Source organism: Methylobacterium mesophilicum (assembly GCF_036441335.1).
Lineage (GTDB): Bacteria > Pseudomonadota > Alphaproteobacteria > Rhizobiales > Beijerinckiaceae > Methylobacterium > Methylobacterium mesophilicum_B.
In genome coordinates, this window is record NZ_MLBW01000034.1 from 835,697 (window position 1) to 852,098 (window position 16,402).

14 protein-coding genes and 3 pseudogenes are annotated in these 16,402 nt (G+C 70.9%); 10 read left to right on the forward strand and 7 right to left on the reverse strand.

Going from position 1 to position 16,402, the window contains the following annotated elements:
• Positions 1-6 precede the first annotated feature (6 nt).
• Both MMR14E_RS24665 and MMR14E_RS24670 read left to right on the forward strand, forming a co-directional pair.
• The gene (locus tag MMR14E_RS24665) at positions 7-1,155 is read left to right on the forward strand and encodes an acyl-CoA dehydrogenase family protein (RefSeq protein WP_331317918.1); all 1,149 of its coding nucleotides are present in this window, start codon (positions 7-9) and stop codon (positions 1,153-1,155) included.
• Between the two features lies 1 nt (position 1,156).
• Complete coding sequence (locus MMR14E_RS24670; RefSeq protein WP_331317919.1) at positions 1,157-1,990, forward strand: FAS1-like dehydratase domain-containing protein; 834 nt, start codon at positions 1,157-1,159, stop codon at positions 1,988-1,990.
• A gap of 147 nt (positions 1,991-2,137) precedes the next feature.
• Here the strand turns inward: MMR14E_RS24670 and MMR14E_RS24675 are convergent, their stop codons facing one another.
• Positions 2,138-2,563, reverse strand: coding sequence for an organic hydroperoxide resistance protein (locus MMR14E_RS24675; protein ID WP_331317920.1), 426 nt, complete (start codon positions 2,561-2,563; stop codon positions 2,138-2,140).
• An 87-nt stretch (positions 2,564-2,650) separates the two neighbouring features.
• A complete protein-coding gene (ade, locus tag MMR14E_RS24680; protein ID WP_331317922.1) occupies positions 2,651-4,372 on the reverse strand; it encodes an adenine deaminase in 1,722 nt (573 codons plus the stop codon).
• Positions 4,373-4,499: 127 nt separating this feature from the next.
• On the opposite strand from ade, the gene ilvD reads away from it, so the two are divergent.
• Positions 4,500-6,329 carry a dihydroxy-acid dehydratase gene (gene ilvD / locus MMR14E_RS24685; RefSeq protein WP_331317924.1) on the forward strand — a complete coding sequence of 610 codons (1,830 nt, stop codon included), beginning with the start codon at positions 4,500-4,502 and terminating at the stop codon, positions 6,327-6,329.
• On the opposite strand, the gene MMR14E_RS24690 is transcribed toward ilvD, so the two are convergent.
• The 4 genes and pseudogenes from MMR14E_RS24690 to MMR14E_RS29375 form a co-directional block, all read right to left on the reverse strand.
• On the reverse strand, positions 6,330-7,028 hold the full coding sequence (locus MMR14E_RS24690) for a GDSL-type esterase/lipase family protein (RefSeq protein WP_331317926.1): 699 nt from the start codon (positions 7,026-7,028) through the stop codon (positions 6,330-6,332).
• Positions 7,029-7,031: 3 nt separating this feature from the next.
• A complete protein-coding gene (locus tag MMR14E_RS24695; RefSeq protein WP_331317928.1) occupies positions 7,032-7,781 on the reverse strand; it encodes an SGNH/GDSL hydrolase family protein in 750 nt (249 codons plus the stop codon).
• A gap of 244 nt (positions 7,782-8,025) precedes the next feature.
• Positions 8,026-8,952, reverse strand: a complete 927-nt coding sequence (fcl, locus tag MMR14E_RS24700; protein ID WP_419539414.1) for a GDP-L-fucose synthase — start codon at positions 8,950-8,952, stop codon at positions 8,026-8,028.
• 62 nt (positions 8,953-9,014) lie between these two features.
• Positions 9,015-9,296: pseudogene (locus tag MMR14E_RS29375) on the reverse strand (NAD-dependent epimerase/dehydratase family protein); the annotation flags it as partial.
• Positions 9,297-9,617: 321 nt separating this feature from the next.
• Here MMR14E_RS29375 and MMR14E_RS24710 point away from each other — a divergent pair.
• From MMR14E_RS24710 to MMR14E_RS24735, 6 genes and pseudogenes are all read left to right on the forward strand, one after another.
• A pseudogene (locus MMR14E_RS24710) lies at positions 9,618-10,505 on the forward strand (hypothetical protein); the annotation flags it as partial.
• 58 nt (positions 10,506-10,563) lie between these two features.
• Positions 10,564-10,665: pseudogene (locus tag MMR14E_RS24715) on the forward strand (hypothetical protein); the annotation flags it as partial.
• Positions 10,666-10,815: 150 nt separating this feature from the next.
• The gene (locus MMR14E_RS24720) at positions 10,816-11,208 is read left to right on the forward strand and encodes a hypothetical protein (protein ID WP_331317931.1); all 393 of its coding nucleotides are present in this window, start codon (positions 10,816-10,818) and stop codon (positions 11,206-11,208) included.
• 75 nt (positions 11,209-11,283) lie between these two features.
• On the forward strand, positions 11,284-12,807 hold the full coding sequence (locus MMR14E_RS24725) for a phytoene desaturase (RefSeq protein ID WP_331317932.1): 1,524 nt from the start codon (positions 11,284-11,286) through the stop codon (positions 12,805-12,807).
• Complete coding sequence (locus MMR14E_RS24730; RefSeq protein ID WP_331317934.1) at positions 12,788-13,858, forward strand: phytoene/squalene synthase family protein; 1,071 nt, start codon at positions 12,788-12,790, stop codon at positions 13,856-13,858. Before MMR14E_RS24725 ends, MMR14E_RS24730 begins: the two co-directional genes overlap by 20 nt.
• Before the next feature lie 22 nt (positions 13,859-13,880).
• Complete coding sequence (locus tag MMR14E_RS24735; RefSeq protein WP_331317936.1) at positions 13,881-14,009, forward strand: hypothetical protein; 129 nt, start codon at positions 13,881-13,883, stop codon at positions 14,007-14,009.
• 238 nt (positions 14,010-14,247) lie between these two features.
• Here the strand turns inward: MMR14E_RS24735 and hemC are convergent, their stop codons facing one another.
• The gene (gene hemC, locus MMR14E_RS24740; protein WP_331317938.1) at positions 14,248-15,171 is read right to left on the reverse strand and encodes a hydroxymethylbilane synthase; all 924 of its coding nucleotides are present in this window, start codon (positions 15,169-15,171) and stop codon (positions 14,248-14,250) included.
• Positions 15,172-15,356: 185 nt separating this feature from the next.
• Between hemC and MMR14E_RS24745 the strand changes: the two genes are divergently transcribed.
• The gene (locus tag MMR14E_RS24745) at positions 15,357-16,271 is read left to right on the forward strand and encodes a metallophosphoesterase (RefSeq protein WP_331317940.1); all 915 of its coding nucleotides are present in this window, start codon (positions 15,357-15,359) and stop codon (positions 16,269-16,271) included.
• Positions 16,272-16,402 lie beyond the last annotated feature (131 nt).

The following is a 16,402-nucleotide window of genomic DNA, read 5'->3' on the forward strand; positions in this document are numbered from 1 at the left end:
GTCCCTATGGAAGCCTATACCGAGATCCGCGAGGCGGTCGCCAGGCTCTGCGCCGGCTTCCCGGGACCGTACTGGCGGGCCCTCGACCGGGACATGGCCTACCCGACCGAGTTCGTGAACGCGCTGACCGAGAGCGGCTACCTGTCGGTGCTGATCCCCGAAGAGTACGGCGGCTCCGGCCTTCCGCTCTCGGCGGCCGCCGCGATCCTCGAGGAGGTGCAGCGGGCGGGCTGCAACGGCGGCGCCTGCCACGCCCAGATGTACACGATGGGCACGCTGCTGCGGCACGGCTCCGCGGCGCAGAAGGCCGCGTACCTGCCGGGCATCGCGGAGGGCCGCCTGCGGCTCCAGGCCTTCGGCGTGACCGAGCCGACCTCCGGCACCGACACGGGCAGCCTGAAGACGACGGCGCGCCTGGAAGGCGACCACTACGTCGTCAACGGCCAGAAGATCTGGACCAGCCGCGCCGAGCACTCGGACCTGATGCTGCTCCTCGCCCGCACCACGCCGAGGGCCGAGGGCATGAAGCGCACGGACGGGCTGTCGGTGCTCCTCGTCGACATGCGCGCGGCGAAGGGCAACGGCCTGACGATCCGGCCGATCCGCACGATGATGAACCACGCCACGACGGAGGTCTTCTTCGACAATCTCCGCGTTCCGGCGCAGAACCTCATCGGCGAGGAGGGCAGGGGCTTCCGCTACATCCTGTCCGGCATGAACGCCGAGCGGATCCTGATAGCGGCCGAATGCGTCGGCGACGCCAAGTGGTTCATCGACAGGGCCCGCGCCTATGCCGGCGAGCGGGCCGTCTTCGGCCGCCCGATCGGCGCCAACCAGGGCGTCCAGTTCCCCATCGCGAAGGCCTACGCGAACATGCGCGCGGCCGAACTCATGGTCCGCGAGGCGCTGACGCTCTACGAGGGCGGGGCCAATCCCGGGGCCGAGGCCAACATGGCCAAGATGCTCGCCGCCGACGCGTCCTTCGAGGCGGCGAACGCCTGCATCCAGACCCATGGCGGCTTCGGATTCGCCGAGGAGTACGACGTGGAGCGCAAGTTCCGCGAGACGCGCCTCTACCAGGTCGCGCCGATCTCCACGAACCTGATCCTCGCCTACCTGTCCGAGCACGTGCTCGGCCTGCCGCGCTCGTACTGACATGACCGATCTCAGCGCCTGGATCGGCCGGACGCGGGAGGCGTCCGATCTCGTCACCCCGCGCCTCCTCGCCGAGTTTCGCGCGACCTTCGCGCCGCATCTGGCGCCGGTCGCCGACGGGATCGCGCCGCCGGCCCTGCACTGGTGTCTCGCGCCCGAGACCCCGCCGGCCGAGTCCCTCGGCCCGGACGGCCACGCAACCAAGGGCGGGTTCCTGCCACCCGTCCCGCTCCCCCGCCGGATGTGGGCGGGCGGCCAGATCGAGACGGTCTCGGACCTGCGCGCGGGGGACGCGGTCACGCGCACTGAGACCGTGCGCGACGTCGCCTTCAAGAGTGGACGGAGCGGTAGCCTGTGCTTCGTCACCGTCGATCACGCGGTCTCGACCGGACGGGGCGTCGCGATCCACGAACGACAGGATATCGTCTATCGCGAGGCGGCCGGGGCTGAGACTGGGACGAGAGTTGCGCCCGAGCGCGACGATCCCGACGCCTACACCGCGGTCTGGGCAATGCCGGCGACGCCGACGCTGCTGTTCCGGTACTCGGCGATGACCTTCAACGGACATCGCTTCCACTATGATCAGCCCTACGCGACGCAGGTGGAGGGCTACGCCGACCTCGTGGTCCACGGACCGATGCAGGCCACGCTGCTGATGAACCTCGCCGCGACGCTCCTGGGACAGGTTCCGCGGACATTCGCTTATCGCGGGGTCTCACCGATGACGGCGAACCAGACCTTCCGCATCTGCGGGCGGATCAGCGGAGCGGGATTCGAGGGTGTGACCGTCGACGCGGCGAGCCGCGTCTGCATGCGGGCCCGCGGCGACGCATGAGGAGCCGCGAGCCCGCAATCCTGATCCGAGAGGACGTCGAGGGCGGCCCGCGCCTCACCGTTTCAGGATCGTCGCAGCGGCGCCCGGACATGTCCACGAGCCGCGCAGCGGTGGGCCGCGCGTCCGCGCGACCCGAGCAAAGGTGGCTCAGGCCAGCTTCAGGCCGACGTTGACGTTGCCGCGGGTCGCGTTGGAGTACGGGCAGACCTGATGCGCGGCGTCGACGAGCTTCTGCGCGTCGGCGCGGTCGAGGCCCGGAAGGCTGACGGTCAGGTCGGCGGTGATGCCGAAGCCACCCTCGGAGCGCGGGCCGATGCCGACATCGGCGGTGACGGTGGTATCGGCCGGAACCTTCAGCTGCAGCGACGGCGCAACGGCCTTCATGGCGCCCAGGAAGCAGGCCGAGTAGCCGGACGCGAAGAGCTGCTCCGGGTTCGCGCCCGGACCGCCCGCGCCACCGAGTTCCTTCGGGGTCGAGAGCTTGACCTCGAAGCTGCCGTCGGCTGTCCGGGCGGCGCCGTCGCGGCCGCCGGTGGCAGTGGCGCTGGTGCGATACTTCACGTCTACGGGCATGGAACTCTCCGGTTTGGGGATGCCGCCGGCATGTAGGTGCCGGCGCGCTTCCGCACAGCCCCCAAATAGATTGCGCACAATCTAATTTCAAGGGTCGATCAGCGCGAAACGGTCGACATCGACGAGGCCCCGATCGGTGATCTTCAGGTGGGGAATCACCGGCAGGGGCAGGAAGGCGACCTGCAGGAAGGGTTCCGGGAGGACGACCTCCAGACTTCGCGCCGCGTCGCGCAACGTTACGAGCGACCGACGGATGGCGTCGAACGGCATGAGGCTCATCAGGCCGGCGACCGGCAGCGCGATCTCGGCCAGCACGCGGCCGCCCTCGACCACCACGAAGCCACCCTCGATCGCGCCGAGCCGGTTCACCGCCACGGCCATGTCGGCATCGTCCGCCCCGACCACCGTGATGTTGTGGCTGTCGTGCCCGACCGAAGAGGCGATGGCGCCGCGCTTGAGGCCGAACCCCTTCACGAACCCGACCCCGACGCCGCGCGCGCCCGGCTGTGTCCGGCCGTGCCGCTCGACCACCGCGACCTTGATGACGTCCTGGTCCAGGTCGATCCGGCGCTCGCCGCCGGAATAGGGCAGCGTCAGGTCGTGCCGCAGGGTGATGATCTTGCCGGGCACGACGCCGATCACCGGCGTCGACGGCCCGGAGCCCGGAGCGGCGAAATCGGCGGCCGTCACGTGCCGCGCCCGCACGCTCCGGCGGCCGATCGGCTCGATCGACGCGCGCGCGTCGAAGAGCGCCGCGTTCACCGGCCGGCCCGCACTGATGACTTGCGACACGGCACAGGCGGCGAGATCGTCGAGCACGACGAGGTCAGCGCGCTGGCCGGGCGCGACGAGGCCCCGGTCGTGCAGCCCGAAGGCGCGGGCCGCAGACCAGGAGGCTGCACGGTAGACGGCCAGCGGCGGCACGCCGAGGGCGATGGCCGTGCGGATGACGAAGTCGAGGTGCCCCTCCTCGGCGATGTCGAGAGGGTTCCGGTCGTCGGTGCAGAAGGCCACGAACGGCGCCGTCCGCTCGGTCAGGATGGGCGCGAGGGCATGCAGGTCCTTGCAGACCGAGCCCTCGCGGATCAGCACGGTCATGCCCTTCGAGAGCTTCTCGCTGGCCTCCGCGGGCGATGTCGCCTCGTGCTCCGTGCGGATGCCCGCCGCGATGTAGCCGTTGAGGCCGAGGCCGCGCAGGAGCGGCGCGTGGCCGTCGATGTGTCGCCCCTGGAAGGCCGCGAGCTTGTCCAGGACGCCCGCATCGGCCGCCAGCACGCCCGGGAAGTTCATGAACTCGGCGAGGCCGATCACCTTCGGGTGCGTCGCGAAGGGCAGGAGATCCTGAGCCTCGATCCGGGCGCCGGAGGTCTCCAGATGATCGGTGGCCGGGACGCAGGACGAGAGCTGCACCCGCAGGTCCATCGCCAGCGTCTCGGAGGATTCCAGGAACCACGTGAAGGCGTCGGTGCCGAGCACGTTGGCCATCTCGTGCGGGTCGCAGATGCCGGTGGTGACGCCGTGCGGCAGGACGCACCGCTCGTATTCCTGCGGCGGCATCAGGGACGACTCGACGTGGAAATGCGTGTCGATGAAGCCCGGGACGACGACCTGGCCGGAGACGTCGATCTCTCGGGCGCCGCGGTACTGCCCGAAGGTCCCGACGATCCGGTCGCCGCAGATCGCGATGTCGGAAGCCACGAGGTCGCCGGTGACGAGGTCGAGGAAGCGGCCGCCCTTCAGGACGAGGTCGGCCTCGGCCCGTCCCTGACCCTGCGCGATGGCCCGCCGGAGGAAATCTGCCTGTGTCATCGCGAGTCGCCCCTCCGTCCTGCCATCCGCCAGAAGCATGCCACGGGTGCCAGCCCCTCGGCGACGCTTGCGGATGCGCGGGCGCGGGCGCAGAAGCCGCTCGTCTTTGAACTGGTCGAAGCTCTCGATGCCTGCCTATCGCTCCCGCACCACCACCCACGGCCGCAACATGGCCGGCGCCCGCGGCCTCTGGCGCGCCACCGGCATGAAGGATTCCGATTTCGGCAAACCGATCATCGCGGTGGTGAACTCCTTCACGCAGTTCGTTCCGGGCCACGTCCACCTGAAGGACCTCGGCCAGCTCGTCGCGCGTGAGATCGAGGCAGCTGGCGGCGTCGCCAAGGAGTTCAACACCATCGCGGTCGATGACGGTATCGCCATGGGCCACGACGGGATGCTGTACTCGCTTCCGTCCCGCGAGCTGATCGCCGATTCCGTCGAGTACATGGTCAACGCGCACTGCGCCGACGCGATGGTGTGCATCTCGAACTGCGACAAGATCACCCCCGGCATGCTGATGGCGACTTTGCGCCTCAACATCCCGACGGTGTTCGTCTCGGGCGGCCCGATGGAGGCCGGCAAGGTCCAGCTGCCGGGCATCGCGAAGAAGGTCGACCTCGTCGACGCGATGATCGCGGCGGCCGACGACCGAATCTCCGACGAGGACGTCGCCGTCATCGAGCGCTCCGCCTGCCCGACCTGCGGTTCCTGCTCGGGCATGTTCACGGCAAACTCGATGAACTGCCTCACCGAGGCCCTCGGCCTCGCTCTGCCGGGCAACGGCTCGGTGCTCGCCACTCACGCCGACCGCAGGCGCCTGTTCGTCGAGGCCGGCCACCTGATCGTCGATCTGGCCCGCCGCCACTACGAGCAGGACGACGCCAGCGTGCTGCCGCGCGCGGTCGCGAGCTTCCAGGCGTTCGAGAACGCCATGACGCTCGACATCGCCATGGGTGGCTCGACGAACACGGTGCTGCACCTTCTGGCCGCCGCCCACGAGGGCGAGGTGCCGTTCACCATGGCCGATATCGACCGGCTGTCCCGGCGGGTGCCGGTGCTGTGCAAGGTCGCTCCGGCGGTGGCCAACGTCCACATGGAGGACGTCCACCGGGCCGGCGGCATCATGGGCATCCTCGGCGAGCTCGACAGGGCCGGCCTGATCGACACCGGCGTCGGCAACGTCTCGGCCGGGACGCTCGGCGCGGCGCTCGCCCGCTGGGACGTGCGCGGCGAACCGTCCACCTCGGTGCAGGACTTCTATCGCGCGGCCCCCGGCGGCGTGCCGACCCAGGTGGCGTTCAGCCAGGAATCCCGCTTCGATGAACTCGACCTCGATAGGGAGGGCGGCGTGATCCGCGACGCGGCCCACGCCTACTCGCAGGATGGCGGCCTCGCCGTGCTCTACGGGAACCTGGCCGAGCAGGGCTGCATCGTGAAGACCGCGGGCGTCGACGCCGCGATCCTGACCTTCACGGGCACCGCCCGCGTGTTCGAGAGCCAGGACGCGGCCGTCGACGGCATCCTCAACGGCAAGGTAACGGCCGGCGAGGTCGTGCTGATCCGCTACGAGGGACCGCGGGGAGGCCCCGGCATGCAGGAGATGCTCTACCCGACGAGCTACCTGAAATCGAAGGGGCTGGGTAAGTCCTGCGCTCTCGTCACCGACGGGCGGTTCTCCGGCGGGTCGTCGGGCCTGTCCATCGGGCACGTCTCGCCCGAGGCGGCCGAGGGCGGCCTGATCGGCCTCGTGCGCGACGGCGACCGGATCGCCATCGACATCCCGAACCGCAGCATCCACCTCGACGTGGACGTGGCGGAGCTCGACCAGCGGCGGGTCGCCCAGGAGGCGGCGGGCTGGCGGCCGGCGAAGCCGCGCAAGCGGAAGGTGAGCGCGGCCCTGCGCGCCTACGCGATGCTCACGACGAGCGCGGCGCACGGCGCGGTGCGCCGGGTCTGATCAGCGGAGTTCGAGGACCAGGGCGGCTATGGCGGCCATGAGGGCCGCCGCCGCCACCGCGACGCCGATGAGGCGCGCGCGGGCGGACCGCGTCACCTTCGCTGACGCACCCTTCACCGACAGGGCGGGCGCGGGGGCGGCATCCGGGATGCGACCGAGCGCCCGGAGCATCAGAGGCTCGATCGCCGCGTATCCGGCCGGGCTCAGGTGGAGCCCGTCCGTCCCGTAGTCCGGCCGGAGCCCGCCGGTCTCGGACACCAGCACGGCGTGGTAATCGATGAAGATCGCGCCGTGCTCGTGGGCGTGGTTCCGGAGCCAAGCGTTGACCGCCGCGATCATGGCGGGCGCGTCCCGCACCTCCGGGTTCCAGGGGATGCCGTCCACGGGCGTGAGCGAACCGATCCAGGCCCTCACGCCCAGGGCGCGGGCCTCGTCGAGCATGCCGGCGAGCGTCCGGCAAATCTCCTCGACCGGGACGAAGACGCCCTCGTTGCGACCGATATCGTTGACGCCGCACAGGAGGTGCACGCCCCAGGCCTGGGTCTCCGCCAGGTCGCGGGCGAACCGCATGGTGATCCAGCGCGCCGTCTGGCCGGAGCCGCCGCGGGGGATGAGGTCGTAGGCCTCGAAGGTACCGGCCCGGTGGAAGCCCCAGAGCTCCGTGATCGAGTCGCCGACGAAGACGATCGGTTCGGCCATGGCTCAGGCGGCCGTCGCCGCCCCGGCCGTCTCGATCACCTCCGCCTGGAGACGGTCCGCCATCGCCTGGCGCCCCTCCGAGGTCACGTGGACGATGTCGGTGAACAGGGCACGGGTGTCGGCCTCGAACAGGCGGCTCAGGTCCCGCGCCGCGAAGGTTTTGTCGGCGGCGTCCAGCCGTCCCAACACACTCTCGAAACGCCCGTACTGCCGGTCGAGATAGGCGAGGAACGCGCCGGATGCGGCGCCGGCCTCCGCGCCCGCGAGCGTCCGCTTGCGGACGACTGTCGGCTGCAGGAGAAACCGCACCGGCGCGCCGATCCCGGGCGCGAGCCGCGCGAGGCGCCTGAGCGCAAGCTCGAACTGCCGCACCACTTCCCATTCCCAGATGTCGGACTGCCAGTTCGTCAGCGCGCGCAGGTTCTCGAGGCGGTTGAAGATCATCGCCTGCAAGCCGTCATACGACAGGGTCTCCGCGTCGTCGGCCGACTTCCTCGAGTCGAAGAAGTAGTCGTACAGGCTCTCGTTCGCGAAGTGATTGTAGGGGACGCCCGCCCGCGGATCGAAGCTCCAGGGCTGGAAGATGTCGGTCGCCCCGCCGACGATCAGGATGACGTCGGGCTGCAGGTCCATCAGCCGCGTCGTGATCAGGGCGATCATCTGGTTCAGGCAGGCCGAGACCGCCCCGAAATTGTAGACCCGCGCGCCCGGCCCGTGCGCGTGCTTCAGCCCGGTCTCCAGCCGCCCGGGCACGGTGTCGGCGAAGACCTGGCCGTCGATCAGCGTGCTGTCGCCGACGACGAAGACCCGCAGCGTCTCGGAGGGCGGCCGCGCGTCCGCGTGCGCGTCGTTGCGATACCCGAGCGCGTCGTAGCGCCAGCCCTGACCGGACGCCTCCGTCAGCGGCTTGCCGGCGAAATGCGCGTAGGGCGCGGGAAACCGGCTGTTCGCGTCGAAGTTCTGGAAGCTCTGCAGGAACTCGGGACGGTGGGCCCGCTCAGCTCCGCAGCGTGGCGTGGTTCTCCAGGAACCAGCCGTAGGTCTGGCGCAGGCCGTCCTCGAGGGCGATCTCCGGCCGCCAGCCCATCGCCTTCAGCCGCGACACGTCCATCAGCTTGCGCGGCGTGCCGTCGGGCTTGGTCGCGTCGAACGCCAGCTCGCCCGCGTAGCCGACCACCCGCGCCAGCGCCTCGGCGAGCTGCCGGATGGTGCAATCCTCGCCGGTCCCGACGTTGATGTGCGACAGGTCGGGGCGCGTGTTCGCGGCGTAGACCGCGTCGTCCATCTCCATCACGTAGACGCTCGCCCGCGCCATGTCGTCGACGTGCAGGAACTCGCGCATCGCCCGGCCGGTGCCCCAGACCGTGACCTTCGCCAGACCCGCCCGCTTCGCCTCGTGGAAGCGGCGCATCAGCGCCGGCAGCACGTGGGCGTTCTCGGGATGGAAGTTGTCGTTCGGCCCGTAGAGGTTCGTCGGCATGACGCTGCGATAGCGGCGCCCGTACTGGCGGTTGTAGCTCTCGCACATCTTGATCCCCGCGATCTTGGCGATCGCGTAGGGCTCGTTGGTCGGCTCCAGCAGCCCGGTCAGCAGGGCGTCCTCGCGCATCGGCTGCGGGGCGAGCTTCGGGTAGATGCAGGACGAGCCGAGGAACAGCAGCCGGTCGACGCCGTGCGTGTGCGCGGCGTCGATCAGGTTCGACTGGATCAGCAGGTTCTCGTGGATGAACTCGGCCGGGTAGGCGTTGTTGGCGTGGATCCCGCCGACGCGCGCGGCGGCGAGGTAGACCTGATCGACGCGGTTCTCGGCGAAGAAGCGCCGGACCGCCGCCTGATCCAGGAGATCCAGGGTCCGGCGGTCGGCCGTGAGGATCCGCTCGTGACCGAGAGCGCGCAGGCGACGCACGATCGCCGAGCCCACCATGCCCCGATGGCCCGCCACGAACCGAGGAACAGCAGCCGGTCGACGCCGTGCGTGTGCGCGGCGTCGATCAGGTTCGACTGGATCAGCAGGTTCTCGTGGATGAACTCGGCCGGGTAGGCGTTGTTGGCGTGGATCCCGCCGACGCGCGCGGCGGCGAGGTAGACCTGATCGACGCGGTTCTCGGCGAAGAAGCGCCGGACCGCCGCCTGATCCAGGAGATCCAGGGTCCGGCGGTCGGCCGTGAGGATCCGCTCGTGACCGAGAGCGCGCAGGCGACGCACGATCGCCGAGCCCACCATGCCCCGATGGCCCGCCACGAAAATGGTCTGACCCCGACCGTCCATCACACGTCCGTTCCCTGCCGAAAGCTCGGATTTCCGAGCCCCTATAGCCCCTTCGCGGCGCGATATCGCCGCGCAAACACGCGTTTTCTGAGGCGGGCCACGGGGTGCACGCCGACCTCTGCGAACCGCGTCATTGTACGGGAAACGACCGACTCAAATACAACTGAAAGTTAGCGTTAATCATTCTACCAGAAGCTGCATTCCGTTCCTGCTCACCGAACAACGGATTGCAGGGCCGGTTCGGAATCGCCCCCCGGCCGCGCAGCGATGGAGTTCCAGATGCGTCCCTTGACCGTCGTCCCGGCCGTGCCGCGGACTGCGATGCTCGCTGCCTTTCGCCCGGGCGCGACCCGGGCGATCCCGATCGCGACCGGGCTTCTGCTCTGCACAGCCCTGGCGACACCCGCCCAGGCACAGCTCCTCCGCGGCGCGCTGGATACAACCACGAATAGCATACTTGGCACCGGGTTGACTGTCGGCACGAGCAGTCCCGGCAGCGGCGTCCTGGGAACGGGCCTCAACGTCGGCACGACGAGCGGGGGGCTCCTCGGCACCGGCGTCACGGTCGGCACTACGGATCCCGGCACCGGCGTGTTGGGGACCGGTGTGAGTGTCGGGACCACAACCGGCGGCAGCGTGCTCGGCACGGGCGTGACGGTCGGCACCACCGCTCCCGGAAGCGGCGTCCTCGGAACCGGCCTCAATGTCGGGACCACCAGCGGTGGCGTGCTCGGGACCGGCGTCCTGGTCGGCACGACTGGGCCGGGCGACGGGCTGCTCGGCACCGGTCTGACCCTGGGTACCGCGGGAGGGACCGGAACGGGCGGCTGCGGTACATGCGGCGGGACGGGCGGGGGCGGAGCGGGTGGTGGTACCGGTGGCGGGGGGACAGGAGGGGGGTCCAATCAGGGCATCTACATCATCACCGGCAACGTGACGCAGTCCCAGGGGCAGACCGTCATCAACGAACTGCGGCTGTCACAGCTCACGAGCGTCACGGGCGTCGCCGCCAACAACACCAGCAATCAGGCCGCGCCGATCGCCGTCGGCAGCGACGCGCTGGCTGTGGGCTACGGTTCGAGCGCGGCCGGGACGGCCTCGACCGCGGTCGGCACGGGCGCCAGCGCGTCCAACACCGGCAGCGTCGCCCTCGGCTACGCGGCCAGCGCGCAGGGCCTCGGCGGAACGGCGATCGGCACGGCCTCCGCGGCGTCCGGAGCCGGCAGCACCGCCCTGGGCTTCGTCGCCNGGAGCCGGCAGCACCGCCCTGGGCTTCGTCGCCGGCGCGACCGGGACCGGCTCGACCGCCGTCGGTGCGGCCGCCTCGGCGGCCGGCAACAACAGCGTCGCGCTCGGCAACGGGGCGGCCGCCAACCAGGCCAACACGGTCGCGATCGGCGCCAACGTCAAGACGACCCAGGCCAACCAAGTCGCGATCGGCAATTCCGCGAACACCTACAGGCTTGCCGGCATCGCCTCGCAGGCGAGCGCCGCCGCCCAGAGCGGAGCCACGGCCTTCGTGACCACGGACGCCAACGGCAACCTCGCGGCCTCGGCCTACGGACCCTCGACGATCGCCGGACTCGGCAACCGGATCGACTCAGTGCAGGCGCAGGTCAACAACCTGGAAGCCAAGACCGACTCGGTTCAGCGCTACGCGATCCAGACCCGCAAGGAGGCCCGCCAGGGCGTCGCCATGGCCATCGCGATGGCGACCGCGCCAATGCCGTCGGCGCCGGGCAAGACGACCTGGGCCACCAATGGGGCGACCTATCGGGGCGAGTGGGCCGGCGGACTCGCCGTGGCGCACCGGTTGCCGACTTGCTGCGTTCCGATCGCCGTGACCGCCGGCGTGGCCTACGGCGGCGACAACGCCGTGGGCGTCCGCGCCGGCCTCGCGGGCGAGTTCTGAACGCCCTGCATCTCGTCACGGCCGCGCCTGTTTTCGGTCTTGCGCGCCGGGAAAGGACCGCGATAGTGTCAACTAATGCTGACACTCGCGGTCGACCATCGGGTTGCGCAAGAGATCGATCGGCGCCCGCACGCCGTCGTGGTCGGCTCGGGCTTCGGCGGCCTCGCCGCGGCGGTCCGGCTGGCCGCGCGCGGCTATCGGGTCACCGTGCTGGAGCGACTCGCGCAGCCCGGGGGACGGGCCCGCGTCCACCGGCAGGACGGCTTCACCTTCGATGCCGGGCCGACCATCGTCACGGCGCCGCAACTCTTCGAGGAACTCTGGCAGCTGGCCGGCCGCAGGCTCGCCGACGACGTGACGCTGGTGCCGATGGATCCGTTCTACCGGATCCGCTTCGCCGACGGTTCGTCCTTCGCCTACAGCGGCGACCTCGACCGCATGCGCGCTGAGGTGGCGCGCTTCGCGCCGGACGACGTCGCGGGCTACGAGCGCTTCATGGCGCACAGCCGCGCCGTGTGCCGGATCGGCTTCGAGCAGCTCGGTCACGTGCCGTTCGGCAGCGTCGGCGCGATGCTGAAGATCGCGCCCGACCTGGTGCGCCTCTCGGGACACCGCTCGGTGCACGAGGTGGTGTCCCGCTTCATCCGCGACGAGCGGCTGCGCACCGTGTTCAGCTTCCACCCGCTGCTGATCGGCGGCAACCCGTTCCGGGCCAGCGCCATCTACTGCCTGATCGCCGACCTCGAGCGGCGCTGGGGGGTCCACTTCGCGATGGGCGGCACGGGTCAGCTGGTCGACGGGCTGGTGCGATTGGTCCGGTCGCAGGGCGGCCGCCTGCGCCTCGGCGTCGAGGTCGCGCGAATCCGCGTGGAGGGGGGGACGGCCACGGGCGTCGACCTGACGAGCGGCGAGACGATCGCGGCCGACCTCGTGGTGTCCAACGCCGACTCGGCCGTGACGCACGCGCGCCTGCTGCCGGAGGCGCAGCGCTGGAGCGCGCGGCGCCTCCAGCGCGCGCGCTCCTCGATGGGGCTGTTCGTCTGGTACTTCGGCACCAAGCGGCGCTACCCGGCGGTGGATCACCACACGATCCTGCTCGGGCCCCGATACCGCGGCCTGCTCGCCGACATCTTCGACCGCAAGGTCCTGGCCGAGGACGCGAGCCTGTACCTGCACCGGCCGACCGCGACCGATCCGAGCCTGGCCCCGCCGGGTTGCGACGCCTTCTACGTGCTGGCCCCGGTTCCCAACCTCGCCGGCGGCCAGGATTGGCAGTCCCTCGCCGAACCGTATCGGCGCCGGATCGCCGCCATGCTGGAAGCGAGCGTGATGCCCGGCCTGACGGAAGACCTCGTGACCTCGAAGGTGACGACGCCGCTGGATTTTCAGGACGACTTCCTGAGCTATCGGGGATCGGGGTTCGGCCTGGAGCCGGTGCTGACGCAATCGGCCTGGTTCCGTCCGCACAACCGGTCGAACGCGATCCGCAATCTCTACCTCGTCGGGGCCGGCACGCATCCGGGTGCGGGCCTCCCGGGGGTGCTCTCCTCCGCCCGCATCCTCGACAGCGTGGTCCCCGATGCCCGCGTTACCGCCTGAATTCGCCGCCGCGGCCGACCGCACCGCCTGCCGGGTGGCGATCCGGGCCGGCTCGAAGAGCTTCTTCGCGGCCGGCCAGCTCCTGCCGGCCGACATGCGCGAGGCGGCCTACGGGCTCTACGCCTTCTGCCGGCTCTCCGACGACCTCGTCGACGATGCGGCGAGTCCGGCCGACCGGCGCAGCGCGGTGGCGCGTCTCGAGGCCCGGATCGCCCAAGCCTATGCCGGCCGTCCCGCCGATGCCCCGGCGGACCGCGCCTTCGCGGCGATCGTCGCGGCCCACGCGATCCCGGAGGCGCTGCCGCGCGCGCTGATCGAGGGCTTCGCGTGGGATGCCGAGGGCCGGCGCTACGCCGACCTCAGCGCGCTCCACGCCTACGCCGCCCGGGTGGCGGGCTCGGTCGGGGCGATGATGGCCCTGATCATGGGCACCCGCGATGCCGACGCGCTGGCCCGGGCCTGCGACCTCGGCGCGGCGATGCAGCTCACCAACATCGCGCGCGACGTCGGCGAGGACGCGCGGATGGGCCGCCTCTACCTTCCGCTGGACTGGATGCGGGAGGCCGGCCTCGATCCGGACGCGTTCCTGGCCGATCCGCGGTCGAGCCCGGCGCTGGCCGGCGTCGTGGCCCGTCTCCTCGCCGAGGCCGACAGCCTGTACACCCGCGCCGAGGCCGGGATCGCGGTGCTGCCCCGCGGCTGCCGGCCCGCGATCCGAGCGGCGGGACTGATCTATGCCGAGATCGGCCGGGTCTTGGCGGCGCGGGGCTACGATTCGGTCCGTCACCGCGCCCGGGTCACGACCGGGCGGAAACTCGTCCTGATCGCCCGCGCGATCCGCACGCCCGCGGACGCGTCCGGTCTCGGCACGGGGCCCCTCGCCGAGACGGCGTTCCTGATCGAGGCGGTGAAAGCCGAACCGTTCCTGCCGGCGCGCGAGCGACCGGCACTGAGGCCCTGGTGGGACGTGGGCGGCCGGGTCGTGCACGTGCTCGACCTGATCGAGCGGATGCGCGAGCGCGAGGCGTTCGGCCGCTCCGCGCCGTCCTGACCAACGCGCCGGAGACTCACCGGTGCGTGACGGGCTATTCGCCGCCTTCGATATCGGCCTCGTCTTCGCCCTGGCGCTGGGTATCGGGATCTGGCAGCTCATCGCGGTCCGCCGCAGCATCCGCCGCGATCGGGACGGCAAGACGGATTGAAGCGCCGCGCCGACGAGGCGGAGAGACCCCGATCGGTGAAGGATCCGCCGGCCGATCGCCTGCGACGCGGCCGCCCTCATCCACCGCGACCGCGCGGTCGGCCGCCGGATACCCAGCGACCTTCCGCATAGCCTCCGCGTCGCGGTCTCGCACTCCGGACATGGCGGGGCAGGGGGAGCCGACGGTGACGGCGTGCGTGACGACGTCGACCACAGTCACGGGCGGTATCGGCCGGGACTCACTGGAGATGGCGGGTATAGGTATCGCCGGCCGCCGCCTTGAGAGCCGCGCCAGCCTCGCGGCCGATCCGCTCCGCCTCAGCGACACTCCCCTGCCGGGACGCGGCCCAGTGGCGGCTTCCGTCGGGCAGGAACAGCAGCCCGTCGATCCGCAGGTCGTCCCCGTCGATCTGCGCGAGCGCGGCGATGGGCGTCCGGCACGACCCGTCGAGTTCCGCGAGCAGCGCCCGCTCGGCCGACACCGCGATGGTGGTCGGCGCGCAGGCGACGGGCGCCAGGAGCTCGCGGATCACCGAGTCGTCCGTGCGGCACTCGATGCCGAGGGCGCCCTGCGCCACCGCCGGCAGCATCTCCTCGACCGACAGGACGCTGCGCGCCATGCTCTCCAGGCCGAGGCGCTGCAGGCCCGCCAGGGCGAGGAGCGTCGCGTCGCATTCGCCGGCCTCGAGCTTGCGCATCCGGGTATTGGCATTGCCCCGCAGCGGCACCACCCGCAGATCGGGCCGCCGCATCAGCACCTGCGCGCCGCGACGGAGCGACGAGGTCCCGACTCGGGCGCCCGCCGGCAGCCCCGCCAGGCCGTCGGCGTGCGGCGACAGGAACGCGTCCCGCGGGTCGTCGCGCGCGAGGATGCAGGCGATGGTGAGACCGTCGGGGAGCCAGGTCTCCACGTCCTTCATGGAGTGCACGGCGACGTCGACCTCGCCGGCGAACAGGGCCTGCTCGAGCTCCTTGGTGAACAGGCCCTTGCCACCGATCTCGGACAGGGGCCGATCCAGGATCTTGTCGGCCACGGTCGTCACGACCACCAGCTCGGTCTCGAGGCCCGGATTGGCCGCCACGATCCGGTCGCGCACCATCCCGGTCTGCGCGAGCGCCATCGGAGAGCCGCGGGTGCCGATGCGCAGGGGGCGGTTCAACATCTGGTTCCGGATCATTTCGCTGGACGAGACACTGTCTTATAGACCGAGCGCGGCGGCAGGCCACGGTCCGCCGACCGTTTTCCGGCCAGTGTCTCGCGGCCGTGACGCCGGTCCCGCCCCGCTTTCGCCGGACTGCGCGCCTAGCGGGACGCCGGCGGGCTCCAGAACCAACAGGTCTCATCACGATGCTGATCATGCCGAGCCGACGGCAGTTCCTGACCGGGCTCGGCGTGGGTGCCGGTCTCACCGCCGCGACGGGCGTCTACGCCTTCGACGTCGAGCCGCTGCACCGGCTGGTGGTCACGTCCTACGCGCCGACCCTGCCGCGCTGGGACCCGGCGCTCCGCCTTCGGGTGGCGGTGCTGGCCGATTTCCACATCTGCGAGCCGTATATGCCGTTCGACCGGGTGGCGGAGATCGTGGCGGCCACCAACGCACTCGAGCCCGATCTGGTCCTGCTGCTCGGCGACTACCCGGCCGGGCGCATCGCGTGGCGCAAGCTGCCGCTCGACCAGTTCGCCCGGATGATGACCGAGCTGAAGTCGCCTCTCGGCACGCACGCGATCCTCGGCAACCACGACTGGTGGGACGACCACGCGGTCCAGCGGGCCGGCCGAGGCGTTCCGGCGGTCCGGCGCTTGCTGGAGGCGCAGGGCATACCGGTGCTGGAGAATCAGGCCGTGCGCCTCGCGAAGGACGGGCGACCCTTCTGGCTGGCCGGGCTCGGTGACCAGCAGCCGTTCTTCAACGCGTGGAGCTCGTTCAGCCTCGCCGACCTGCCCGGAACGCTGCGGGCGGTCACGGACTCGGCGCCCGTGATCCTGATGGCCCACGAGCCTGACATCTTCGTCTCGGTGCCCGACCGCGTCTCCCTGACCCTCGCCGGCCACACCCACGGTGGTCAGGTCCGGCTGTTCGGCCACGCGCCCGCCATCCGCAAGGTGCGCGGGCACGATTATTCCTACGGCCACGTCATCCAAGACGGCCGCCACATGATCGTCTCGGGCGGCTTCGGGATGAGCCGCATCCCGGTCCGGATGGGCGTCCCCCCGGAGATCGTTCTCCTCGAACTCGGCACATCGGACGCGGCCGCCAGCTGATCATCCGATGGTCGAGGAAGCGCCGCACGAACGCCGCCGGCGGCCGCGTCGGCGAAGTAGATCCAGGTCGCGCGCAATGGATGTCCCGCCGCCGATCCCGGTTCCGCGATTCACGACGGTAATCCGCAGGC

Coding starts and splice junctions, on each gene's coding strand:
- MMR14E_RS24665 (WP_331317918.1), top strand. CDS start 7: ATGGAAGCCTATACCGAGATCCGCGAGGCGGTCGCCAGGCTCTGCGCC.
- MMR14E_RS24670 (WP_331317919.1), top strand. CDS start 1,157: ATGACCGATCTCAGCGCCTGGATCGGCCGGACGCGGGAGGCGTCCGAT.
- MMR14E_RS24675 (WP_331317920.1), bottom strand. CDS start 2,563: ATGCCCGTAGACGTGAAGTATCGCACCAGCGCCACTGCCACCGGCGGC.
- ade (WP_331317922.1), bottom strand. CDS start 4,372: ATGACACAGGCAGATTTCCTCCGGCGGGCCATCGCGCAGGGTCAGGGA.
- ilvD (WP_331317924.1), top strand. CDS start 4,500: ATGCCTGCCTATCGCTCCCGCACCACCACCCACGGCCGCAACATGGCC.
- MMR14E_RS24690 (WP_331317926.1), bottom strand. CDS start 7,028: ATGGCCGAACCGATCGTCTTCGTCGGCGACTCGATCACGGAGCTCTGG.
- fcl (WP_419539414.1), bottom strand. CDS start 8,952: ATGGTGGGCTCGGCGATCGTGCGTCGCCTGCGCGCTCTCGGTCACGAG.
- MMR14E_RS24725 (WP_331317932.1), top strand. CDS start 11,284: ATGCTGACACTCGCGGTCGACCATCGGGTTGCGCAAGAGATCGATCGG.
- MMR14E_RS24730 (WP_331317934.1), top strand. CDS start 12,788: ATGCCCGCGTTACCGCCTGAATTCGCCGCCGCGGCCGACCGCACCGCC.
- hemC (WP_331317938.1), bottom strand. CDS start 15,171: ATGTTGAACCGCCCCCTGCGCATCGGCACCCGCGGCTCTCCGATGGCG.
- MMR14E_RS24745 (WP_331317940.1), top strand. CDS start 15,357: ATGCTGATCATGCCGAGCCGACGGCAGTTCCTGACCGGGCTCGGCGTG.